Below are 25073 nucleotides of genomic sequence, written 5' to 3'. Positions count from 1 at the left end.
TTTTTTTACAAATGATAACGAAAAAGAGAACGTGTTTACGTAAAGGAGAGTTGATAACGGTGATGAAAAAAGAAAAGGCAAATCCAAGGGAGATTGGATTTGCCAAGGAGGTGGTTCCTAGTCTTACTGTATTCATTCTAGTTCTTTATTTTTCGGAACTGATGATACGGTAAACAAATCATTATTGATGTGATCTGTATTTGAAATTGACCACTTTAAATCAGATTATGACGCTTTACTTCACTTCTACAGCATCAATCTTATGCGGTTGACGTGTTGTTGTACCTTGTAGGTTGCGGATCAACAGTGCGAAATCTAAATCAACATCTTCCGGAACAGACAAATAAACCATATGACCATTACCCGGCGCAACATCCGTTGGTTGCTGTTTTTTGTTAAACAACGATCCTAACGTGAACTGAATATTTCCAGTTGGTGTCATTAATTCTAGGCTATCACCTAAAACAAATTTATTTTTAACATCAACTTCAGCTAAACCGTTTACGCGTTTACCGGTGAATTCACCGACAAATTGTTGGGTGTCAGAGACAGAATAACCATATTCATAAGTTTGGTACGCATCATGGGTATGACGACGTAAGAAACCTTCTGTATAACCGCGGTGTGCTAAACCTTCTAATGTCGTTAGCAACGTTGGATCAAATGGTTTACCTGCAACAGCATCATCAATTGCACGACGATACATTTGCGCTGTACGGGCACAGTAATAGAAGGATTTAGTACGACCTTCAATTTTCAGAGAGTGCACACCCATTTGTGTTAATTGCTCAACGTGTTCAATCGCACGTAAGTCTTTTGAGTTCATGATATAAGTACCGTGCTCATCTTCGAACGCAGTCATATATTCACCAGGACGTTTTGCTTCTTCGATTAAGTAGACTTTATCTGTTGGCGCGCCAACACCTAAAGTAGGCTCAACGTTTTTAACTGGAATTGGCGTGTATTTTTCAACGATATTACCCACATCGTCTTCTTTACCTTCTTCGACTTTATATTCCCAACGGCAAGCGTTAGTACAAGTACCTTGGTTCGGATCACGCTTATTGATATAGCCAGATAGCAGGCAACGGCCTGAGTAAGCCATACATAATGCACCGTGAACGAAAACTTCTAATTCCATGTCAGGAACTTGCTTACGAATTTCAGCAATTTCATCGATAGAGAGTTCACGAGACAGGATCACTCGTGTTAATCCCATTTGACGCCAGAATTTTACGGTTGCCCAGTTAACGGCATTGGCTTGTACTGAAAGGTGAATATCCATTTCAGGGAAAGCTTCACGCACCATCATGATCAAACCCGGATCAGACATAATCAGCGCATCAGGGCCCATATCAATGACGGGTTTTAAGTCACGGATAAAGGTTTTTAATTTAGCATTATGGGGTGCGATATTAACCACAACATAGAAGCGTTTACCTAATTCATGGGCTTCTTGAATACCTTTGGCAAGGTTTTCGTGGTTAAACTCATTATTACGCACACGTAAGCTATAACGTGGCTGACCTGCATAAACGGCGTCTGCGCCATAAGCAAATGCATAGCGCATATTTTTTAATGAGCCAGCAGGAGAGAGTAATTCGGGTGTAAACATGGTTAATTTCCTGGTTCTGATTTCAAGTCAGTCCCCTACACATTGGGTAGGGGTATATCATAAAGGGGGGGATTCTAGCGCTTAAGTGTAGCGAGGTTCAATGTATTCCTGAAAAAATATCATCGAAATCGATAAGCTTGAGTCTCCCAACGATACCCTTGACCATAAATTGAGCGAATAAATTCAATTTGATCGTTAAGTTGCTCAAGTTTACGTCGTAAGTTTTTAATATGGCTATCAATGGTTCTGTCCGTCACAATGCGGTAATCATCATAAAGATGATCCATTAGCTGATCACGAGTTAATATTTTTCCAGGTTGTGTGGCTAATGCTTTGAGTAAGCGGAATTCAGCTGTGGTTAAGTCGAGAATTTTATTGTTATATTGGATTTGATAAGCCTGTTCATCAATGACAACTAACTTATCGCTTTGAACAATATCTTGTGGTCGATAAAAACGGCGTAATAAGGTTTTGACTCTGGCGACCACTTCTCTTGGGCTATAGGGTTTACAAATATAATCATCAGCACCAATCTCAAGCCCAAGCAATCTATCTACTTCCTCTGTTTTGGCGGTGACCATAATGATGGGAATATCGGAAAAATGACGTAACTCTTTGCAGATAGTAATGCCGTCTTTAACGGGTAACATCAGATCTAATAATATTAAATCGTAATGTTGCTGTTTTACACAATGGCTCACTTCGGCGCCATCTGCTAACCAATGAGTTTGATAACCTGATGCTTGAAGGTAATCAATAAGTAATTGGGCAAGTTTAGGTTCGTCTTCAACAATCAGGATTGAATAGGGTGATTCAGATGCTGTCATTTATTGGCTCAATAGTTATAGGCTTAGAGATCATCAGAATATGCGGGTAATTCTATAAGAATTTTCATGCCACCTAAAGATGAAGGCATAGCACTTATTTTACCATTATGAGCTTCAACGATATTTTCGCAAATCGCAAGACCTAATCCAGAACCTCCACTGGCACGATTTCGTGAGCTTTCTGCACGATAAAAGCGTTGGAAAACGGCTTGATACTGTGATTTATCTAATCCAGGTGCGCTATCTTCTAAGGCTATTAATACGCAGTTGTTCTCTTTTTTTGTCTTGATATGTAATTGCCCACCAGCATAGGTATAGCGCACACTATTTTCCAATAGATTATGAAAAAGCTGAATAAGTCGGTCAGGATCGGCTTGTACAATTAATGGAGAGACATCATCTAATTCAGTGTATAAGGCAATATCTTTGGTGTGATATGTATGACGATAAGAAGCAACAGCTAATAAAATCACCTCATTAATATCAATAAAATCTTTACGATAAGTGAGTGAGCCTCTATCGGATAATGAAAGTTGGTGGAGATCATTCACCAGTTTTGTCAGGTTTGTTACTTCGAATAACAGAGAGTTTAATGTCTCTGGCGTGGGCTTTCTTACGCCATCTTGTAACGCTTCTAATTCCCCTTTTAAAATAGCGAGGGGGGTACGTAACTCATGTGAAATATCAGCCATATAATCACGACGAATTTGCTCATTTTTCTCTAGTGTGCTGGCGAGTTGGTTAAAATCTGTGGCGAGTTGGCTGATTTCATCTTTACTACTGGGTGTGACGCGAACAGCAAAATCACCCGCGGCTAACTTATGTGTGGCTTCGACCAGTCGTTTAACGGGGCGTATCATATTGCGAGAAAGGATCAATGTAATAAGTAAAGCTAAAAGAACCGTTAAACCTGCAATTATCCAACTGGTACGCAGTTGTTGTTTGTCAAAACTGATATCCGCTTCACTACTGATCTTATCTGCGGCACTGACAATCACCCAACCCACAATTTCATCATGAGAAGTAATTGGTTTTTTGAATGTTTCTTCGGGAAACTGATTATCATGACCAAATAAGCGCTTCATGTTTTTATCAACAATCCAAAACTGTGTGCGCCAGCCTTTTGGTGGTGGGCCTTCACTGCTTTGGCTTATTTGGTCAATACTGCGTAATATTTGATAAAGAGAACGATCATCTCTATTAAGAAAACGCCAGTCGCCAGTTAAAGCATATTGATCTGTTAAGGCTTCAGCTAAAAGAGTTGCACGCTGTTCACTGTTTTTCTTGATATAGCCAATAAACCCTTGTTGAAAGCTACCTCGAATACCAATATGCATTGCAAGAACCACAACCATACAGGTAGCGAAAATGACCAAGAACAGCTTGCTTCTCAGTTTCATGCTTTAGCCTCTTTCTTGCTGAAACGTCGTTGTTGCCAACGTTCACGCAATCCATCAAAAAATAGATAAATAACTGGGGTTGTATAAAGGGTTAAGAGTTGGCTCATTAATAACCCGCCTACGATTGTTATCCCTAAAGGTTGTCTTAATTCTGCACCATCTCCACTTCCTAACATTAATGGCAATGCGCCAAATAATGCAGCAAGGGTTGTCATAATAATTGGGCGAAAACGTAATAAGCTGGCCTGAATAATGGCTTCTTTGGCTGACAATTTACCCTCGCGTTGTGCGGTGATCGCAAAATCCACCATAATAATGGCGTTTTTCTTCACAATACCAATCAGCAACATAATGCCAATAAGCGCAATTAAGCTAAAAGGTGTATCAAAAAGCTGTAACGCTAATAACGCACCGACACCCGCGGAAGGAAGGGTGGATAAAATAGTAAGTGGATGAATATAGCTTTCATACAGTACACCTAATACCAAGTACACAGTCACAATAGCTGCTAAGATCAGAATAAGCTGTGACTTAATAGTTTCTTGGAAGATCTGTGCAGTACCTGCAAAGGTGCCCCTTACGGTATTGGGCACGCCCAACTCGGTCATTGTGCGTTCAATAGAATCAATTGCATCGGCCAATGTATAGCCTTCAGGAATATTAAAAGCAATAGTTGAGGCTGCAGATAGTCCTTGGTGATTTACACTTAACGGCGCATTAGCAGGATACCAACTTGCAAATGCCGATAATGGAATACGCTCGCCTTGGTTATTTACCACATACATTTTATCTAACGCAGAAACGTCTTGTGTATACTGTTCAGACACTTCCATGACAACTTTATACTGATTTAATGGAGCATAGATAGTGGAGATCTGACGTTGACCAAAGGCATTATTAAGCAAGTTGTTTGCATCACTGACATTAATACCTAATTGCGACATGGTATCGCGATCGTACGTCAGTGCCATTTCAGCACCTTTATCTTCTTTATCTGAGTTAACATCCACAAGCTGAGGTAAGTCGCCTAACGCTTTACGTACGATGGGTTCCCATTTACGCAATTCGCTTAAATCATCAGCGAGTAAGGTAAATTGATAACTGGCATTGGCCTGACGCCCACCCGCTCTAACATCTTGCACAGGCATTAAAAAGAGGTTAGCGCCAGGTTCATCAGCAAGTTTGGCACGTAAACGATTGATCACTTGATTGGCACTATCAGTACGCTCTGACAGTGGATTGAGGGAAATAAACATAAACCCACTGTTAATACGACCGCCTCCCGTAAAACCGGTTACGCTATCCACGTCTTTATCTGCATTTATTTCTTGCATAAAACGGGTCATTTTTTCTTTCATTGATTGGAATGAAATACTTTGGTCAGCACGGACAAATCCCATTAAACGACCAGTATCTTGATCAGGGAAAAACGTCTTAGGTGCGCTGATGTATAAATAAGCATTTAAACCTAATGTGGCAAGAAAAATAGCCATAACCCAGCGTCGATGGCGCAATGCCACTTGTAATGTGACGCTGTAACCTTGTTGAGCGCGGAAAAGTAACTTACCAAAACCCCGTAAATGCGATTGCGCTTTAGGTTTCATTCCTTTAAGTAAATGCGCACACATCATGGGTGTTAGCGTTAGAGAAACAAATAGCGAGATAGCAATAGCGGTTGTTAAGGTAATGGCAAATTCTTTAAATAATCGCCCAACAAGACCATCCATTAACAGTAATGGAATAAAAACGGCAACAAGAGAAATACTCATCGAAAGGACAGTAAAACCGACTTCGCCAACCCCTTTTAAGGCGGCTTCTTTAGGTTTTAAACCATTCTCAATGTGGCGGGAGATATTTTCGAGTACCACAATGGCATCATCAACCACAAAACCAGTAGCAACGGTTAATGCCATCAATGAAAGATTATTTAAACTAAAGCCACAAAGATACATGGCTGAAAAAGTACCAATTAATGAAACGGGTACAGCAACTGCAGGGATCAGCGTGGCACGGCCTGAACGTAAAAATAAAAATACGACTAGGATCACTAGCGCTACAGCAATAGCTAACGCACGTTCGACTTCTGATAATGATGCGCGGATAGTGGGAGTTCTATCTTGGGCAACTTTTAAATCGACACTGGCTGGGATAAGTTCACGTAATTCAGGCAGTTCATCACGAATGCGGTTAACCGTTTCAATAATATTAGCGCCTGCTTCACGACGAATAACCAGCAAAATAGCTGGTTCACCGCCACTCATTCCTGCTGCGCGTGAGTTTTGTACCGAATCAGTGACTTGCGCCACATCGCCTAAACGGACAACAGCCTCTTGATTGTAATGCACGATGATTGGGCGATATTCAGCCGCTTTGCTTAGCTCGTCATTGGTTTGAATTTGCCAACGATTTTCATCATTATTGACAAAGCCTTGAGGCCGTCGCACATTCGCTTGGTTAATTGCTTTTCTAACATCATCAAGGCTAACATTTTGGTTAAATAACGCATCAGGATTGAGAGCAACACGTATCGCAGGTAATGATCCTCCACCAACCGAAACCTCACTCACACCTTCAATTTGTGAGATTTTTTGTGCTAGCCGTGTTGAGGCGAGATCGTAAAGTTCCCCTGTATTTTGTGTATCAGAGGTCAACGTTAAGATCATAATCGGTGCATCAGAAGGATTCGATTTATAATAACGTGGACGACTTGGCATTCCTGAAGGTAATAAGCTTTGTGAAGCATTTAGCGCCGCTTGTACATCTCGCGCTGCTGTATTGATATCTTTATTTAAATCGAATACCAAAGTAATGCTGGTACTGCCAAGCGAGCTACTAGAGGTCATCTCATCAATACCCGCAATTCGCCCTAAAGAGCGTTCAAGCGGTGTTGCTACAGAAGATGCCATTGTTTCTGGTGATGCCCCCGGTAAGGAGGCACTGATATTAATCACGGGATAATCTACCTGAGGCAAAGGAGCCACAGGCAGTAACATAAAGCCTAATACACCACAAAGAGAAATCGCTAAACTAAGTAATGTGGTTGCTACGGGTCGTTGAATAAAGAGGGCGAAGAACTTCATGATACAGCCCCGTCATTATTCTCAATATGTTTATTGCGGTTTACATAGAGTGATAATTTATCAAATAGTAGATAAATTACTGGTGTAGTAAACAGAGTTAATATCTGGCTCATAATTAAGCCACCAACCATACAAACCCCTAATGGCTGACGTAATTCTGCACCCACACCGGTGCTTAGCATTAAAGGTAAAGCCCCGAGAAGTGCGGCCATTGTTGTCATTAATATTGGACGAAAACGTAATAAACACGCTTGATAAATAGCCTCGTAAGGGGTTAAACCTTGCTCTCGTTCGGCGGCAAGGGCAAAGTCTATCATCATGATCGCGTTTTTCTTTACGATCCCGATAAGCAAAATGATCCCAATAATCGCAATAATATCAAGTTCATTACCCGCGGCCATTAATGCAAGTAATGCACCGACACCTGCCGTAGGTAGCGTAGATAAAATAGTAATAGGGTGAATGAAGCTCTCATATAACACACCGAGTACGATATACATTGCCACAATAGCCGCGATAATCAGCCATAATGTGCTAGAAAGCGCACTTTCAAATGCCAACGTCGCACCTTGGAATTGTGTGGTGATATCTTTAGGCATAGAAATCTGCTCTTCAGCCAATTTTACTGCTTTTACTGCTTCTTCAAGCGACGATTGTTCAGCGACATTAAATGAGAATGTTGCTGAAGGGAATTGTTCTTGATGATTAATCGAAAGTGGCGCTAGGCGTTGTTCTACGGATGCAATAGATAATAAAGGTACCATAGCACCATCTTTGCCAGTTAAATGTACGGCTGAGAGCGCCTGTAAACCATCACCACTGCGAATATCTTGTTCCAATACAACGCGATACTGATTTGCTTGAGTGTAGATAGTTGAAATTAAACGCTGACCAAAAGCATTATAAAGTGCGTTATCAATCTCACTCATTGTAATACCTAAGCGACTTGCAGAATCTCTGTCTACTTTGATATACGCCATCATACCGCCGTCTTGCCAATCACTGCTAATGTCGGTTAGTTCTGGACTATTTTTTAATGATTGAGAAAGCTTTGGTACCCAATGTGCCAATTCATCTAATGATGTTGCTTGCAACGTAAATTGATATTGAGTACGAGATACTTGCGTATCAATTGTTAGATCTTGAGTTGGTTGCAAATAGAGCGTTATGCCTGAAATAGAGGCTATGCGTTCTTGTAGACGAGGAATTATTGTATCAATACGCGAGTCGCGTTGATCGAGGGGTTTTAATGTGATTTGTAATCGGCCCGTATTGAGAGTTGCATTACTGCCATCAATGCCGACAAAACTGGCAATATTATCAACTGCAGGATCATCAATCAGTTTATCAACCACTTGTTGCTGTTTTTCAACCATTGATTGATAAGAAATAGATTGTGAGGTTTCAATGGTACCCTGCAATAATCCATTATCTTGTAATGGGAAAAAACCTTTAGGAATAAACATATACAGCAAAACAGTTAACACCAAAGTGCTGAGTGCAACACCAAGCGTTATCCATTGATGGTTTAATACACGTTTTAGCCAAACGGCATACACGGCAATCATCTTTTCAAAAAAGTGTTCACATGCTATTTCAAAACGATTGTGTTTGATTTCATTTTCAGGTTTTAGCAATCGCGCGCACATCATTGGCGTTAATGTTAGCGAAACCACCGCAGATATTAGAATGGCGACTGCAAGGGTGATTGCAAACTCTCTAAATAAGCGACCAACAATATCCCCCATAAATAATAGAGGGATCAGTACAGCAATAAGAGAGAAAGTAAGCGAAATAATGGTAAAACCAATCTCACCAGCCCCTTTTAGCGCTGCAGCTAATGGTTTGTCACCACGCTCAAGGTAGCGGGAGATATTTTCAATCACAACAATCGCGTCATCGACAACAAAGCCTGTAGCAATCGTTAATGCCATTAAAGTGAGATTATTGACAGAAAAACCGCAGAAATACATCACTGCGAATGTACCAACTAATGAAAGTGGTACGGCAATGCTTGGAATTAAGGTTGCGACACCATTACGTAAAAAGAGATAAATTACCATCACCACAAGGGCGATAGCTAAACCAAGCTCAAATTGCACATCTTTAACTGACGCGCGGATCGTTGTGGTTCTATCAGTTAAGATCTCAACATTCACTGATTTAGGTAAATTAGAGACTAAATCTGGTAATAAATTACGAATATTATCAGTGGTATCAATAACGTTAACGCCGGGTTGACGTTGAACATTTATAATAATCGCCTGTTCATTGTTGGCCCATGCACCTAACTGATTATTTTCAGGTGCTTGTTCGATAGTTGCGATATCAGATAAACGAATAGGCGCATCATTTTTATAGGCAACGATAAGTTGGCGATAATCTTCTAATGATTTCATTTGGTCATTAGCCGATAAGGTTACAGAGCGAGTAGGGCCATCAAGGCTTCCTTTCGCTGAGTTAACGTTCGCATTATTGATTGCTACACGAATTTTTTCGCTATCTAAACCGTAAGACGCCGCAGCTTGTGCATTGAGTTTGACTCTAACTGCGGGGCGCTGGCCACCAGCTAATGCGACTAAACCAACACCATTAACTTGTGAAATTTTTTGCGAAATACGGGTTTCAACCATATCTTGCAACTGTGTCATCGGTAATGTTGAGCTAGTTACCGCTAAAGTTAAAATTGGTGGATCAGCTGGGTTTACTTTGCTGTAAATCGGTGGGTAAGGCAAATCAGAGGGGAGTAGATTTGTCGCTGCATTTATCGCAGCCTGTACCTCTTGCTCTGCAACATCTAATGGTAAGGTTAATTGGAACATCAGTGTGATCACCGATGCACCACCAGAACTTTGTGATGACATCTGTTTTAACCCAGACATCTGCCCAAATTGGCGTTCAAGTGGTGCAGTGACAGCTGATGTCATTACATCAGGGCTTGCTCCAGGATAGAGAGTAACAACCTGAATAGTTGGATAATCAACTTCAGGTAAGGCAGACACAGGCAACATACGATAGCCGACAATCCCTGCTAATAGTATGGCGACCATAAAAAGGGTTGTTGCAACAGGGCGCAGAATAAATAGGCGAGATGGTCCTCCACCTGTACCGTGTGTTTTTTCGGTCATTACGCTTTCTCCGCAACTACACGGTTATTTTCTTTAGTCTTTGGTACAGAAGGTGTCACGATTTCGACTTTTGCACCTTGTGTTAATCTATCCACACCATCCGTTACAACACGCTGATCTGCTGATAAACCAGACGCTATCACAACTTTCTCTGCATTTTGTAAGGCAACTTCCACGCGTAATTTGCTAACTTTATTTTCGTTATCCACAACCCAAACAAAGTGACCTTCATTACCCATTTGCAGAGCAGCATTCGGAATAACAACTGCTTTTTCTAATGTGGTGACATAAAGGCGGACATTGACGAATTGATTAGGAAATAATGTTGTCTCTTGTTGCGGGAAGCGTGCTTTTAACTTAATGGTGCCAGTTGTAGCATCAATTTGGTTATCAACACTAAATAATTTTCCTTGAGCTAATTCAAATTGATTATTTCTGTCTAATGCAGTGACAGGCAAATCAGTATTGTTTTTACGTGCTTGAATGACTTTTGCTAAATCTTGTTCTGGCAATGTAAAAAGCACATCAACAGGGTCCATTTGATTAATAACCACAATCGGTGTTGATGAACCACCTGAAATATAGTTACCCACATCAACTTGTTTTAATCCCACACGACCTGAAATCGGTGCTGTAATTTTACTGTAAGTTAATTGCAGTTGCGCATTACTGATCGTAGCCTCATCAATACGGATACTAGCTTCTGACTGTTTCACTAAGGCTTGCTGATTATCCAACTCTTGTTGTGAGACTAAATTAGTTTTTGCCAACTTCTGATAACGTGCTAAATCAAGACGTGCGTTAGCTAATGTGGCTTGATCTTTTGCAAGTTGTCCTTTGGCTTGGGCTAATTGCACTTCAAATGGACGAGAGTCAATTTCTGCTAATAAATCACCTTGTTGAACGTGTTGCCCTTCCGTGAAATGTAAAGCCATTAATTGACCTTCAACTCGGCTTGTCACCGTGACGCTATTGGTTGCTTTCACGGTACCTAAAGCCGATAAAAATTGAGGCACATCTTCTTGCATTGATGTTGCGACCTGAACGGGCGGCATAGGAGGGCGACGAGATCCAGTTGTGCTTCGGCTTTGTGAGCTTGTTGCTTGAGTTCCTTTATTTTCAGCTGTAGCTGTTTTTGCTGCATTAAATTGCCAATAGGCGTAAGCACCTGCGACTACGACGATTAAAGCGATAATAAGAGAAATTCTTTTTTTAGCATTTTTATTTTTATTCATTACTTTTGTGATCCCACTGGCAACTAGCTAATCAGAAATACTGAAATGAAATTTTGGAATAGTGACATTCTACCTGTTTCTACACAGTTAAAAATGGAGGAAATATGGAAATTAAGTCAAGGAATGTGTTTTGTTGGCGTTATTTTAAGCAGTTAAAATGTAATGATACTGGCATTATTTTATCGTTGTTATTCAATAAGCCATTATTTATTAAAAAACAGACAAACAACAGAGTGGCTTAATTGTTTATATAGGGATAATTAAGTAGAAAATAATTTATTGATAATCAGTAAGTTATTTTGCTTGATGATTTTTTAATCGCATAACTATTTTGTACAAATGCCTGTAACTATGATAAAACGCAATAGTTAGTTATAATTCTTAGATAATTATGCTTTCCAGTGATAGAATGCCAACCTTGTTTTTCTCTGTGTTTGAACTCTTTTCAAAGAATAACAATCCAGTATGAAATTCACCGAGCTTTAACTCTGTCTTAAAATAATCATTTTTGTAAAAATTAGCCTAAATATAAAGGCGTAATAAAATAATTAGAGGTTTTTAGTGTCAACTGCAAACACACCTGACGATGGACAAAAACCGAGCCTGAATGCATTTAAACAGCCTCGCGCATTTTATCTCATCTTCTCAATCGAATTATGGGAACGTTTTGGCTATTACGGTCTGCAAGGGATCATGGCCGTTTATCTGGTTAAAATGCTGGGCATGGGTGAGGCAGAAGCAATCACCGTTTTTGCTGCATTTACCGCATTGGTTTATGGTTTTGTTGCTATCGGTGGATGGCTGGGTGATAAAGTCCTTGGTACAAAAAGGGTTATAATCCTCGGTGCTATAGTTCTGGCAATTGGTTATGCAATGGTGGCTTTCTCAGATCACGATAAAGATGTGATTTATTGGGGGCTTGCAACCATTGCTGTAGGTAATGGTTTATTTAAAGCAAATCCATCCTCATTACTTGCAACCTGTTATGAGAAAAACGATCCGCAATTAGACGGTGCATTTACGATGTACTATATGTCTATCAACGTAGGCTCGTTCTTATCTATGTTAGCAACACCATGGTTAGCAGCTAATTATGGTTGGGATGTAGCATTTGCCTTAAGTGTTGTAGGTATGCTGATCACCTTAGCAAACTTTATGGTTTGTCGGGGGTGGATCAAAGATAAAGGCTCTAAACCTGATTTTGAACCGCTTAATTATTCAAAATTGTTATTAACGCTGGTGGGTATCGTTGCTTTAACGGCAGTATCGACTTGGTTATTACATAATAATGAAGTGGCAAGTTGGTCTTTAGCTGTGATCTCATTAGGTATCATCCTAATTTTTGCGCGTGAAACCTTTATGATGAAAGGGGCTGCTCGCCGTAAGATGATTGTTGCATTTTTACTGATGGTTGAAGCCGTGGTCTTCTTTGTTCTTTACGATCAAATGCCAACATCTTTAAACTTCTTCGCGATCCATAATGTTGAACATTCTCTATTAGGTTTCAGTGTTCAACCAGAACAGTTCCAATCACTTAATCCATTCTGGATCATGCTAGCGAGTCCATTACTAGCTGCAGTGTATAACTTTATGGGCGATAAATTACCAATGCCTTATAAGTTCACTGTTGGAATGTTCTTAAGTGCGACTGCATTCTTAGTGTTACCACTGGGTGCAAGCATGGCAAATGAAGCTGGTATTGTCTCTTCATGGTGGTTAGTAGCAAGCTATGGTTTCCAAAGTATTGGTGAGTTAATGATTTCTGGGCTTGGCCTTGCAATGGTTGCTCAACTTGTACCACAGCGTTTAATGGGCTTTATCATGGGGGCTTGGTTCTTAACTTCGGCGGCCGCTGCAATTATTGCAGGTAAAGTTGCAAGTTTAATGGCGGTACCAGAAGATGTTCAAAGCGCACATGCCTCATTAGAAATCTATAGCAGTGTCTTCCTACAAATCGGTATTGTGACAGGTGTTATTGCAATCTTAATGCTTTTAACTGCACCAATGCTGAGTAAAATGACACAATAATTTGTAGCATTAAAAAACGAAAGCTGAAGAAAATAGAGGATGCCAAAAGGCATCCTTTTTTGTATTTGTTACCATAAAATGTAGCACAAAAAAATACCGCCCATATTAAGGGCGGTATTGTGCAAGGGGATATTAATAGAGCATATTTATACATTGATAAAGACTTAACCAACTACTTTATCAATTTGTAATGCAACGTCTTTTTCACGAGTAGTTGGTTTTACCGCAGTCCAACCTTTATAAGCTAAAGGTAAGAATGCGACAGCAATTGCTAAGAATGAGACTCCAGCGACATAATAGGCACCCGCCATTGCTGTCTTTTCTAACCATGCACCAGTTAACATTGGGGTTAATCCACCAAACACGGCATAAGCCATATTGTAAGCAAAAGACAACCCTGAAAAACGAATTGATGGTGGAAATGCTCTTGTACTAACAATTGGTGTTGTAGCAATCGCACCAACAAAAAAGCCCATCAATCCATAATTAAATGCTAACTGAAAACCTGACATTGCTGTATCTAAACTGCCATAGAAATGGAATGCAGTAACAATCAAACCACCCCATGATAATGTCATTGAAACTCGTGTTCCTAATTTGTCGCCAATCCAGCCCCAGAAGATACAACCTAAAGTTAAGGTTAATGTTGCAACACAGTTCGCTTCCAATGAGGTGGTTCTATCAATTTTGTAAATCCCTTCAACAATTACACTAGGTGTCATCAATATGGTGACAACAATGGCTGTTGATAAAGACCAAGTTAATACAGCTGTAATTAAACACGCTTGTTTATGGTTTTTAATGACTGAAATTACAGGCATTTCTTGTGCTAAGGCTTTTTTTGCGGCCATCTCTTTAAAGATAGGAGTTTCTTGCAAGAAACGACGTAAGTAAACAGAGATTAAGCCAAATATCCCACCTAAAATAAAGGGAATACGCCAAGCAAAATCATTAACTTCCTGAGCGCTATAACTACGCTGAACGATAATTGCAACGATCGAACCTAATAAAATACCGCCCGTAATACCTGATGTTAATGTTCCAACACCCAAGCCATAACGTTGTTTTGGCGTATGTTCTGCAATAAAGACCCAAGCACCAGGCATTTCACCACCAATAGCAGCACCTTGCATGATACGCATCAATAACAGCAATAATGGGGCCGCGACGCCAATGCTGGCATAAGTGGGTAATAAACCAATAATTAATGTTGGAACGGCCATTAAAAAGATACTTAAAGTAAACATACGTTTACGGCCAATAATATCGCCGTAGTGTGCCATAATGATGCCACCCAAAGGACGAGCAAGATAACCGGCTGCAAAAATACCTAATGTCTGCATCTGTGCAATAAAGGCGTTATCACCAGGAAAGAACAAGTGGCTCAATGTTTTCGTAAAGAACACGAAGATCACGAAATCATAGAACTCCAAAGTTCCTCCTAGTGAGGATAAACCCAACGTTTTATAGTCGTTGCGATTTAATGGTCTTGCCGTAGGTTGACTCAACGGCTGAGTGGAGTGTGATTGTGATGTCATAATAACAACCTATAATAATCATCGTGATAAAATTAATAACTAATAAAGTCACAAATATATTCTTTTAGGATCAGCAAATAAAATAGGGTGGAAATAAATAACAGTAGGTGGTTATTTATAGGCTATTTACGTGAGAAAGAATAATGTTGTGGTGATGGTTTAAGTTATAACAGGAAGCTCTTAATGATGTAAATAGGTTAAAATAAAACAATCAAATAGACTTCAAAAATACCAATATATGGAGTTAGCGTCTTGTTTGTTTTGTTTTTTAAGTGTTTTATATTAATAAATTGAAATTATTATATATAATGTAAAAATATTACGCATTATTGTTTTTGGGATGAATTTTAATATCTCTAAATAAAAACGAGGTGATGTTGAATATATTTATTATGCTTTAAATAAACAATTAAATAATAAAAGTGCTATGAATTTAATTTATTATTTTTTGTAAAAAAAGTTATTATTAGATAATTAAGAAAGTTATTCGTATTAATAGTGAAAGATATGATCTGATAGGAAATAGATCCTTAGCATATTCTACTATATGTTAAATTTGATTTTTATGGTTTTATATTTCAATAAATTTATTTTTTATAAAATTCAATGCCACTTAAATTTATAATCATAATCATATTTTTGTGTTTTTATGCATAATGTGATTTTTTAGAACAATCTCTCAAATGAAAAATAAAAACAAAAAGAAGCATCAAAAAAGTTATTTTTGATTATAATTACAACAGTAAGTCAATTGATATGTCGGAGGATTTATGGTCTCTATCTCAATGAGTGCTATTCTCTTAGCGGCAATTGTTCTGTTTGCCTCACTTTCTATCGTTGCATTAGGTGGTGGTTTGGTATTAAAAACCATGCTTAATAACACCAATCAAAATGACGGCTATTTACTAAGTGCCTCTGTTAAAAAGACTTTTATTACTTCATTGATTATCGCATTGTTGCTTGTCTATTATTACCTTTCAACAACGGCTTAATTTGTTGCTATCTATTCGCCAGTGCTATCACATAAAGTGATAGCACTGAATTAGAGTTTATTATTTTGCACCTACGGCCCTTTCAAACCAATTAAGTTGCCAAAAGGATCTACCACTTGGCACATATAAAACCCATTATCTATTGCCATAGGGCCTCGGTAGAGAGTCGCGCCTTCTTTTTGAAAATGTATTAGAGCTAGGTGAAAATCGTCAACCTGCCAATACAGAACAGTGCTTTTTTACCTGTACCTACTTTGCTATCGGCTTGAACAACTTCAATAGTGAAATCGCCAACATGCAATAAAGTAAAATCAAAATCAGGTAAGTATTCAGCGATGGCTGATGGAAAAGCGCGTTGATACCACGTTAGACCTTTAGAAACATCAGGTACATGGATAAGAACAGCACTCGGTTTGATATTCATAATATTGAGAGTTCAAGAGAGAAGAATGGCAAGTTTATATGATGAAAGAAGCAAAAACGCCACTGTATTTTATTAGCAGTGGCGTTAGTGTTATTGAGGCTTTTCTTAGACTAAGAAGATAGTTGCTAAACCTAAGAAGATAAAGAAACCACCTGTATCTGTAATTGCGGTTATCATAACGCTTGAACCAATTGCAGGATCTTTACCTAATTTAATCATGGTCATTGGGATCAATACACCCATCATGGCAGCCATTAAGAGGTTTAATACCATCGCCATGGTCATTACCGCACCCATAGCAAGGTCGCCATAGAGGAGGAAAGTGACAATTCCCATTATCCCTCCCCAAACAATACCGTTAATAAGGGCGACACCAAGCTCTCTTAAAATTAAGAATGAGAAGCTTCCGGTTTGAATTTGGTGCAGTGCTAAGGCACGTACAATCATTGTAATAGTTTGATTACCCGTGTTACCCCCAATACCTGCAACAATAGGCATTAGTGTGGCAAGCGCAACTAATTGTGAAATAGTATCTTCAAAGACACCGATAACACGAGAGGCAACGAAAGCGGTACATAAGTTGATAGCAAGCCAAGTCCAACGTGTTTTAACGGCTTGTCCAACAGGAGCGAAAACGTCCTCTTCTGGGCTCAACCCCCCCATACGACGAATATTGGTATCGCTCTCTTCATGCATGTTATCAACGATATCTTCAACAGTTAATCGCCCCATAAGAAGACCATTGCTATCAACCACGGCGGCTGAAATTAAGTCATAACGTTCGAACGCACCCGCCGCATCTTCGCCTTTTTCTTCTGGCATAAAGCTCACGGTATCTGTTTTCATTACATCTGATACAAGTTTGTCAGGAGATTGCGTTAAAACAGTGGTTAATGGAAGTTCGCCCAACAGATGATTTTTATTATCGATAACAAAAATTTTATCCGTTGCTTCAGGAATAGAGCCTCGTTGGCGTAAATAGCGCTGTACCGTTTTTAACGTGACATTGCCTCGCACAGTGACGAACTCAAAGTCCATCATTTGACCAACGCTGTCTTTTGGATATTGCAGGACTTCTCTTATCCTATTACGCAGGCTTGGTTCTAAATAGGTAAGAAGGCGACGCATTGTATCGCGAGGTAAGTGCTCTGCAATGTACGCTTGCTCATCCACATGTAATGTGGCGACCGATCGTAATAACTCACGGTCGGTCATATCTTTAATCAAGCTGTCCCAAACGGCGACAGACGCTTCGACTAAAACAGCACCACGTTCATTATTATCAACCAAATGCCACAATGCGAGACGCTCGTCATAGGGAAGGGCTTCAAGAATATCTGCAATATCTGCCGCGTGTAGATCTTGTAGTAATTCTCGAACAGTGGTGATTTTTTCATGAAGTTCGTGGTGGCTCAGCCTATCATTTTCACTTGCTTCCCCTAAAACGGTTTCAACAAATTGATCATCTTCAAGAAAGATACTCAAAATTTGCTGACGCAGGAGTGCCACTTTTTGTGAATACGGATTGATGGCAGCCGCAGTATCATTGTTGATAGCTGTTTGAGACATGTTATTCCTTTTTAATTCTTACGAGGGAGATAACCATTAACACTAATTATTCCATTTTAGGATGATTATCGGTCTTCTCCGTATAAAAAATATGAATCTTGAACAATATTGCGTTGGTGATGTTCATATTATGGTCACAAATCAAACCTATGTTGTTATGTGATAGTTGTTGTATGATAGATGCAACAAAAGACGCATTGACTAGCGTCTTTTTCTGTATAATATCATATTGTTAAGCAGATTCCTCTTTTATATCCAGTTTCCAGCCCGGAACTGACTGCCAATGCTCTTGTTCTTTTTCTAAATCCAATTCCATCAATGTGTTATCGGAAAGATATTTTTTAGGAAAATAAAGAGTCCAATGATTTTCATCAGTAACTAAACGCAAAGATGCTGGTTTTGTCGTCGATTGTCGCTGATTATTAAGTAAAGTTGCTAATCTCAGTATTTGTACGAGTGGGAAATATTGTTTCTTTTTATAAAGATTAAATTTCGGCAATTCATCTAGCTTAATCCCTTTTCTGTGATAGCGAACTAAGGTTGTTAATAATAGCTGTTGTTCTTGGTTAAAACCTGGCAAATCTGTATTTGAAAGAATATAAGCAGAATGGCGGTGCAATCCACTTAAATTAATGCTTAATCCGACCTCATGTAACATGACAGCCCAAACTAAAATGGCTTCTAGATCAGGGCGAACAAGTTTAGGATTTTGTTGCGCCCATTGTTCGTAAAGGGACTGCATGGTTTCAAGTACACGTTTTGCTTGCTCTCTATCAATATTATAGTGCTCGGCAAGGCTTTTTGCTGTACGTTGGCGAATATCTTGATGGCGAAATCTGCCTTCCATTTCATAAAGCACACCTTCACGTAAAGCACCATCAGATAGGTGTAGTGCTTTTAATCCTAAAGAATCAAAAATACCGCATAAAATAGCCAAACCTGGAACAAAAACATGCTTACGCTCATCGGATAATCCCGGTAATGAGATGTCTTTAAATTTCTTAAAGCGCAACACTTGTTTTGTTAACATAAGTAGACGTTCGGGGGTGATAACACCGTCTTTTTCGCCAAACTCAACTAAGATCTCATGAGCCGCTTTAATGGTGCCCGATGCGCCTAAAGCAACATCCCATCCCGTCATTTTATATTGCCATGCAATTTTTTCCATTTTACGTGCTGCTTTTTCTCGTGCTTTACGAAAAGCAGATTCACTAATTTTTTGCTCAGGAAAAAATTGACGACTAAAACTGACACAACCCATGCGCTGGCTTTCAATTAAGATCGGCTCAAAGTTTTCACCAATAACCAATTCTGTTGAGCCACCACCAATATCAATAACGAGTTTTCGGCCTTTTTCTGATTGTGTATGTTCAACGCCCATAAAGATAAGTCGGGCTTCTTCATGTCCAGAAATAATTTCGATAGGATAAGGGATAACTTCTTTTGCCCGTTGGAGAAAGACTTTAGCGTTAGTCGCAACACGCAATGTATGTGTGCCAACGACAGTAACATTTTCGGCAGGAAAGCCCTGTAACCTTTCAGCAAAAAGAGAAAGGGCGGAAAGCCCACGTAACATAGACTCTTCGCTTAATTCATTATTATCGTCAAGGCCATCAGCGAGATAAACACGCTGTTTTAAGCGACTTAACACTTGCAATGCGCCATTAACAACGCGCGCAATTATCATATGAAAACTATTAGAACCGAGGTCAATAGCTGCAATTTCTAAAGGACGTGGTGAAGAGTCATCTTGTGATAAAGGCATAAAATTACGCTCGTGATCCGGGTTGTTCTAACAATTTAATGTACTCATAGACAGCAAGCTGGGAACGAATTTTACGTTTATTTCCACGAGGAACATAGTTATTTGTTAAATCTTTATCAATAAAGCGCGCTTTAACGGTGTCATTAAATTGAATATCTAATATATCAAGAACACGTTGTTTCAGTTGAGGATCAAGCAAAGCCACTGCAACTTCAATACGATAGTCAAGATTTCGCGTCATCCAATCGGCAGAAGATAAGAAGATTTTTTCATCACCTTTATTAGTAAAAACATAAACGCGATCATGTTCTAAAAAACGATCAACGATACTGGTAACTTGAATATTCTCACTAAATCCTGGCTGATTAGGAACTAAAGAGCACATGCCTCGCACTAAAAGTCGGACTTTGACTCCCGCTTCTGATGCGTCATAAAGACGATTAACCAACTCTTCATCGACTAAATTATTCACTTTTAATGTAATACCTGCGGGATGCCCTGCTTGAGCACTGTGAATTTCATTAGTAATTAGTTGGTTTAAAAGAGTTCGTGAATTTTGAGGTGAAACCATCAAATGCTCAAAAATCACAGGGCGATAAGGATTTTCTATAAAACTAAAAACGCGACGTACTTCATTGGTAATTTCAGTATTCGCAGTTAAGAGCGAATAGTCAGTATAAAGGCGCGCCGTTTTTTCGTTAAAATTCCCAGTACCAATATGGGCATAGCGAATAATTTCGCCATCTTCTAAGCGAGAAATAATAAATAATTTCGCATGAATTTTTAAACCTGGAGCTGAGAATATAACGTGAACACCCGCTTCTGTTAGGCGTTTTGCCCAATGAATATTGGCCGCTTCATCAAAACGAGCTTGTAACTCTACAACCACAGTGACTCGTTTACCGTTGTGTGCTGCATGGATCATGGAATCTATAATTCGAGAGTCTTTTGCAACACGGTAAATATTGATTTTGATTGAAATAACGCTTGGGTCAAAAGAGGCTTGGCGCAACAATTCCAGCACATGCTCAAAAGTATGATAAGGATAATAAAGCAAGACATCACGTTCCCTAATGGCGTCAAAACCATTACGGAAATTATCAAACCAAATATGGCGTAAACGTGGAATAGGTTTATTTAATAGAAATTTACTACCTTCATTTGGAAAGTTAATAAAGTCTTTAAAGTTATGATAACGTCCCCCTGCAATAACGGAGTCGTTATTTGATAAACCTAATTTACTGCGTAGTAATGCTACCATTTCATCTGGCATATCACGTTGGTAAACAAAACGCACAGGCTCTGCGGTAAGGCGTTGTTTTAAGGTTGAGGACATCATTTCAAGTAAACTTGATTCCATTTCTGTCGCAAGATCGTACTCCGCATCTCGCGTCATTTTCATAGAATAAGCATTCAATGAGTCATAATCAAAAAAACCTTTAAAAACTTCATCAAGGCAGTAACGTAAAATATTATCCAATAAAATCATGGATTTTTTCTTACTACGTCCTTGATCCGTTGGCAGAATAACAAAGCGAGGAACTTTATCTGATGGAATTTCTAATAAGGCGTAATGAATAGTTTGCCCTTGTGCAATTTCAACGGCCAAATAGGTATAGTCGTCTTTAAGAAACTCAACCAAATTGGTTTCAGGATTAATTAAAATGGGCGTAATGTGTTTTCTTAAGTTTTGACGAAAATATTGGCGTAACCAGATTTGTTGATTAGGTGAGATTTGGCGTTCATTGATTAAGAAGATTTGATTTCGTGCCATCTCAAGCAATAAATCGTTATATAAAGCATCAAACTCTTGGTCAGCTTTAGCCACTTTTGACTGAATTTTTTTGATAAGATGGCGAGCATGGCTTGAAGCAGAGCGAGAGCCTCGCTCTTCATTAATTAAGATACGGCGTTTAACATCAGCAAAACGGACTTTATAGAATTCATCAAGATTATTTGAATAGATCCCCAGAAACCTGACTCTTTCAATTAACGGGTTTCGTTTGTCAGCCGCCTCTTGTAATACACGTTCATTAAACGCAAGCCAACTGATCTCTTTATCAATATAGAGTCGTTCCTGGGACATCTGAACTCCAACTAGGGTTAAAGTTAAATCTTAATATCTGAATAAATCAGACATGTTGCTTAATAGTCGCACCCGGTTTGACAAAATTTTCGGGTTTTGCTTCTTTGGCTTTTTGCTCAAAATAAGGTGCTTGGAATGTACACATTCTAATTGCAGAACGATAGGCACCGTTAACAAAAAACTCATCTATTAAATCACCTTCTTTTTTAAAGCCAAGCTTTTCATAAATATGAATCGCTTTAGCATTCTCTTTATCAACGATTAGATAGAGTTTGTATAAATTAAGTACAGAAAAAGCATAATCCATCGCCAATTTTGCAGCTCGTGCGGCATAGCCATGACCCTGATGTGCAGGTGCAATGATAATTTGGAATTCGGCACGACGATGAACATAATCAATTTCAACCAACTCGACAAGTCCCACTTTAGTGCCTTCACTTTCAGCAATAAAACGGCGTTCACTTTGGTCGTGAATATGTTTTTCATATAAGTCACTTAACTCAATAAAAGCCTCATAAGGCTCTTCAAACCAATAGCGCATAACACTGGCATTGTTATCAAGTTGATGGACAAAAGAGAGATCTTCTCGTTCGAGAGGACGTAATTTTATAGGTGGAACTTTCCTACCACCGGACATAAGCACCTCGGTGAATGCATTGAATAAAAAAGAGAAAAGGGTGACACAAAAAAAGTCACGCGGGCTACAGTGTAGCACAATGTGACTTTTTAGCTTAAGCGAAATAGTTAATCAAGGCTGTCGAACAACGCGATATCATCAAGGAAAGCTTGATTATTCTTCATAGTCAATCGGTCTTCAGCTAACCAGCTGATCGCTAATGGATAGATTCGATACTCTTCTATTTGTATTCTAGCTTGTAATGATTGTTCAGTGTCATCCGGCAAAACAGGAATACGTGCCTGAATAATCATTGGGCCACCGTCAAGTTCTTCTGTAACAAAATGGACGGTAACGCCATGAAAAGAATCTTTATTTGCTAAAACTTGGCGATGAGTATGCAGCCCAGGATATTTAGGAAGCAAAGAAGGATGAATATTTAATAATTTATGCTGATAATGAGTGACAAAATAAGATGATAGAATGCGCATGAAACCTGCTAAAACTACAATATCAGGCTGATAAGCATCAATTTTTTCTATTAGCGCTTTATCGTAATCAGCTCTATCATTAAATTCGGTTGGATCAACAAAATAGGCTGGGATCTCAGCCTTTTTTGCTCGTTCAAGACCAAAAGCATCAGCTTTATTGCTGAAGACAGCAACCACATTACCTGTGATTTTATGTGCCCTACAGGCGTCAATAATCGCCTGTAGGTTGCTGCCGTTTCCTGAAATAAGGACAACGATATTTTTCATTCACATGTTTTCATTAGTTAATAATAACTTGTGCTTCACCTGCGGCTTGTGGTGCAATTTCACCGATGAGCCATGCATTTTCACCACATTTTGCAAGGTGTGCTAATGTTTTTTCAACATCATTTGGGTTAACTGCAATTAATAGTCCTACACCACAGTTAAAGGTGCGGTACATTTCATGTGTGCTAACTTGTCCTGCTTCTTGTAACCACTTGAAGACAATCGGCCATTCCCAACTGTGACTTTCGATGCGAGCTTGCGTATTTTCAGGTAGTACGCGAGGAATGTTTTCCCAAAAACCGCCACCTGTAATATGTGCAACTGCATGAATATCAACATTCTCAATTAATGACAGCAGTGATTTCACGTAAATACGTGTAGGCGCTAATAGGTGATCAGCAAGTGATTTGTCACCTAATGATGTGCTATCTGCTTGTGTATTACTGACTTCAAGAATTTTTCTGACTAATGAATAGCCATTAGAATGAGGGCCACTGGATGCTAAAGCAATTAATGCATCACCGGCTTTAACTTTACTGCCATCAATAATCTCTGACTTTTCAACCACGCCAACACAAAAGCCTGCGATATCATAATCATTGCCATGATACATACCGGGCATTTCTGCTGTTTCGCCACCTACTAACGCACAGCCTGATTGTTTACAACCTTCAGCGATACCTGTTACAACTCGTGCTGCGGTATCGACATCTAATTTTCCTGTGGCATAGTAGTCAAGGAAGAAAAGGGGTTCGGCGCCTTGAACAATTAAATCGTTGACACACATTGCGACTAAATCAATACCGATGTCATCATGGCGATTTAAATCCATCGCAAGGCGGAGTTTTGTACCCACACCATCGGTGCCTGAAACTAAAATAGGTTCGCGGTATTTAGATGGAATTGCACATAGTGCACCAAAACCACCTAAACCCCCCATAACTTCAGGACGGCGAGTTTCTTTTACTACACCTTTGATACGATCGACTAAAGCATTACCTGCATCAATATCGACACCGGCATCTTTATAGCTGAGAGAGGATTTGTTAGTCACGTAGAGCCCTCACGGCAAGTTGCTGTTAAGAAAAAATGTGTGCGGGCGCTATTCTAACAGGCAAAGCAAACGTTTGCGAGGATCTTCTTTCTGGGTCACAATTATTCATGTTGGTGTGGTTAAAAGCTGTGCGCTTGATCAATATCAATAGAAAAACGATGGAATGTTGGCAAAAAAGCGGTATAATCTCGCGATTTTTTTGTCAGGCTGCGTCGTACATTAGGAGAAATTATGAAGATCGTTGAGGTAAAACACCCACTCATTCAACATAAATTGGGGCTGATGCGAGATCATGATATAAGCACTAAGCGCTTTCGTGAACTGGCTTCAGAAGTTTCCAGTCTACTGACGTATGAAGCTACCGCCGATTTAGCAACAGAGACGGTAACAATTGAAGGTTGGTGTGGTCCGGTAGAGATAGAACAGATTAAAGGAAAAAAAATCACAGTAGTTCCTATCCTCCGTGCAGGTATCGGGATGATGGATGGAGTATTAGAAAATATTCCTAGTGCCCGAATCAGTGTTGTTGGCGTTTACCGCGATGAAGAAACCTTAAAACCCGTCCCTTACTTCCAGAAATTAGCATCCAATATTGAAGAGCGTATGGCTCTTGTTGTTGACCCTATGTTAGCAACAGGCGGCTCTATGATTGCCACAATTGATTTATTAAAAAATGCGGGCTGTACTTCAATTAAAGTATTAGTACTGGTTGCTGCTCCAGAAGGTATTAAGGCATTAGAAGAAGCTCATCCAGATGTGGAGTTATACACTGCATCGGTTGATAGCCATCTTAATGAGCATGGGTACATCGTTCCAGGTCTTGGCGATGCTGGTGATAAGATATTTGGTACAAAATAATAATTAAGCCGACTTTGATAGTCGGCTTTTTTTTGGACCACTTATTTGTTCTATACTCTAAATATTTTAAGGTGCAGTTAGATGGCTAGGGCGAGTGGGT

17 protein-coding genes are annotated in these 25073 nt (G+C 39.4%); 3 read left to right on the top strand and 14 right to left on the bottom strand.

The window, feature by feature from the left end; all coding sequences use genetic code 11:
* Nucleotides 1-235: 235 nt before the first annotated feature.
* From yegQ to DK866_RS03360, 6 genes are all read right to left on the bottom strand, one after another.
* Nucleotides 236-1615 (bottom strand): tRNA 5-hydroxyuridine modification protein YegQ, encoded by a 1380-nt coding sequence (yegQ, locus tag DK866_RS03385; protein WP_072068445.1) that lies wholly within the window; start codon nt 1613-1615, stop codon nt 236-238.
* A gap of 119 nt (nt 1616-1734) precedes the next feature.
* Nucleotides 1735-2442, bottom strand: a complete 708-nt coding sequence (gene baeR / locus DK866_RS03380; RefSeq protein ID WP_109407735.1) for a two-component system response regulator BaeR — start codon at nt 2440-2442, stop codon at nt 1735-1737.
* Nucleotides 2443-2465: 23 nt separating this feature from the next.
* On the bottom strand, nt 2466-3842 hold the full coding sequence (gene baeS / locus DK866_RS03375; protein WP_109407734.1) for a two-component system sensor histidine kinase BaeS: 1377 nt from the start codon (nt 3840-3842) through the stop codon (nt 2466-2468).
* Nucleotides 3839-6922: a multidrug efflux RND transporter permease subunit MdtC gene (gene mdtC / locus DK866_RS03370; protein ID WP_109407733.1), complete on the bottom strand. Its 3084-nt coding sequence runs from the start codon at nt 6920-6922 to the stop codon at nt 3839-3841. Before mdtC ends, baeS begins: the two co-directional genes overlap by 4 nt.
* The gene (locus tag DK866_RS03365) at nt 6919-10050 is read right to left on the bottom strand and encodes an MdtB/MuxB family multidrug efflux RND transporter permease subunit (protein ID WP_109407732.1); all 3132 of its coding nucleotides are present in this window, start codon (nt 10048-10050) and stop codon (nt 6919-6921) included. The genes mdtC and DK866_RS03365 overlap by 4 nt, the downstream gene beginning before the upstream one ends.
* On the bottom strand, nt 10050-11285 hold the full coding sequence (locus tag DK866_RS03360; protein WP_109407731.1) for an MdtA/MuxA family multidrug efflux RND transporter periplasmic adaptor subunit: 1236 nt from the start codon (nt 11283-11285) through the stop codon (nt 10050-10052). Before DK866_RS03360 ends, DK866_RS03365 begins: the two co-directional genes overlap by 1 nt.
* Before the next feature lie 561 nt (nt 11286-11846).
* Here DK866_RS03360 and dtpA point away from each other — a divergent pair.
* On the top strand, nt 11847-13313 hold the full coding sequence (gene dtpA, locus DK866_RS03355; protein WP_109407730.1) for a dipeptide/tripeptide permease DtpA: 1467 nt from the start codon (nt 11847-11849) through the stop codon (nt 13311-13313).
* A gap of 164 nt (nt 13314-13477) precedes the next feature.
* Here dtpA and DK866_RS03350 read toward each other — a convergent pair whose 3' ends face one another.
* Nucleotides 13478-14851, bottom strand: coding sequence for an MFS transporter (locus DK866_RS03350; protein WP_109407729.1), 1374 nt, complete (start codon nt 14849-14851; stop codon nt 13478-13480).
* A 770-nt stretch (nt 14852-15621) separates the two neighbouring features.
* Between DK866_RS03350 and DK866_RS03345 the strand changes: the two genes are divergently transcribed.
* On the top strand, nt 15622-15843 hold the full coding sequence (locus DK866_RS03345) for a hypothetical protein (RefSeq protein ID WP_109407728.1): 222 nt from the start codon (nt 15622-15624) through the stop codon (nt 15841-15843).
* 196 nt (nt 15844-16039) lie between these two features.
* Here the strand turns inward: DK866_RS03345 and DK866_RS20065 are convergent, their stop codons facing one another.
* The 7 genes from DK866_RS20065 to purM form a co-directional block, all read right to left on the bottom strand.
* On the bottom strand, nt 16040-16267 hold the full coding sequence (locus DK866_RS20065; protein ID WP_244179647.1) for a hypothetical protein: 228 nt from the start codon (nt 16265-16267) through the stop codon (nt 16040-16042).
* A gap of 105 nt (nt 16268-16372) precedes the next feature.
* Nucleotides 16373-17836, bottom strand: coding sequence for a magnesium transporter (gene mgtE / locus DK866_RS03335; protein WP_109407727.1), 1464 nt, complete (start codon nt 17834-17836; stop codon nt 16373-16375).
* A 232-nt stretch (nt 17837-18068) separates the two neighbouring features.
* Nucleotides 18069-19601 carry an exopolyphosphatase gene (ppx, locus tag DK866_RS03330; protein ID WP_072068436.1) on the bottom strand — a complete coding sequence of 511 codons (1533 nt, stop codon included), beginning with the start codon at nt 19599-19601 and terminating at the stop codon, nt 18069-18071.
* Between the two features lie 4 nt (nt 19602-19605).
* On the bottom strand, nt 19606-21687 hold the full coding sequence (gene ppk1, locus DK866_RS03325) for a polyphosphate kinase 1 (protein ID WP_109407726.1): 2082 nt from the start codon (nt 21685-21687) through the stop codon (nt 19606-19608).
* 46 nt (nt 21688-21733) lie between these two features.
* Complete coding sequence (gene speG / locus DK866_RS03320) at nt 21734-22324, bottom strand: spermidine N1-acetyltransferase (protein WP_072068434.1); 591 nt, start codon at nt 22322-22324, stop codon at nt 21734-21736.
* A gap of 107 nt (nt 22325-22431) precedes the next feature.
* A complete protein-coding gene (purN, locus tag DK866_RS03315) occupies nt 22432-23061 on the bottom strand; it encodes a phosphoribosylglycinamide formyltransferase (protein WP_109407725.1) in 630 nt (209 codons plus the stop codon).
* Between the two features lie 13 nt (nt 23062-23074).
* Complete coding sequence (gene purM / locus DK866_RS03310; RefSeq protein WP_109407724.1) at nt 23075-24115, bottom strand: phosphoribosylformylglycinamidine cyclo-ligase; 1041 nt, start codon at nt 24113-24115, stop codon at nt 23075-23077.
* A gap of 231 nt (nt 24116-24346) precedes the next feature.
* Between purM and upp the strand changes: the two genes are divergently transcribed.
* Nucleotides 24347-24973 carry a uracil phosphoribosyltransferase gene (gene upp / locus DK866_RS03305; RefSeq protein ID WP_072068431.1) on the top strand — a complete coding sequence of 209 codons (627 nt, stop codon included), beginning with the start codon at nt 24347-24349 and terminating at the stop codon, nt 24971-24973.
* Nucleotides 24974-25073 lie beyond the last annotated feature (100 nt).

The sequence above is a fragment of the Proteus genomosp. 4 str. ATCC 51469 genome (assembly GCF_003144375.1).
Lineage (GTDB): Bacteria > Pseudomonadota > Gammaproteobacteria > Enterobacterales > Enterobacteriaceae > Proteus.
Note: the sequence above shows the minus strand (reverse complement) of the source record. Positions and strands in the feature narration are given on the sequence as shown.